Source organism: Paracoccus niistensis, from assembly GCF_042432925.1.
Classification (GTDB): domain Bacteria; phylum Pseudomonadota; class Alphaproteobacteria; order Rhodobacterales; family Rhodobacteraceae; genus Paracoccus; species Paracoccus niistensis.
The window spans coordinates 1-696 of the sequence record NZ_JBHLWE010000084.1 but is presented as its reverse complement, the minus strand read 5'-3'; the positions used below and the strand labels follow the sequence as shown (position 1 = coordinate 696).

General features: G+C 66.7%; 1 protein-coding gene. It reads left to right on the top strand.

The features are described 5' to 3' along the window. A partial coding sequence (locus tag ACFFII_RS17725) for an NAD(P)/FAD-dependent oxidoreductase (RefSeq protein ID WP_377700197.1) occupies positions 1-696 on the top strand: 696 nt, incomplete at both ends.

The window sequence follows — 696 nt, the reverse complement described above, 5'->3', positions numbered from 1 at the left end:
TGCCGCTGGCTGGCCGAGCAGGCCGAAGGGCTGGGCGTGGAAATCTTCCCCGGCATGGCGGCCTCCGAGCTGGTGATGGACGGCGACCGCGTGGCCGGCGTCGTCGCGGGCGAGATGGGCAAGAACCCCGACGGCACCCCCGGCCCCTCCTATGAGCCGGGGATGGAACTGCGCGGCAAGTATGTCATGATCGCCGAAGGCGTGCGCGGGTCGCTCGCCAAGCAGCTGATCGAAAAATACGACCTGTCCGCCGGGCACGAGCCGCAGAAGTTCGGCATCGGCATGAAGGAGATCTGGGAGATCGACCCCGCCAAGCACAAGGAAGGCACCGTCGTCCACACGATGGGCTGGCCCCTTGGCAAGAACGCGGGCGGCGGGTCCTTCATCTACCATGCCGAGAACAACCAGGTCTTCATCGGCTTCGTGGTCCACCTGAACTACGAGAATCCGTATCTCTACCCCTACGCCGAGTTCCAGCGCTTCAAGCACCACCCGGCCATCGCGGAGCTGCTGGAAGGCGGCAAGCGCGTGGCCTATGGCGCCCGCGCGATTTCCGAAGGCGGCTGGCAGTCTCTGCCGAAGATGACGGTGCCGGGGGCGGTGCTGCTGGGCTGCTCGGCGGGAATGGTCAACGTTCCCCGCATCAAGGGCAACCACAACGCCATGCTGTCGGGGATCGCGGCGGCGAACGCGGCC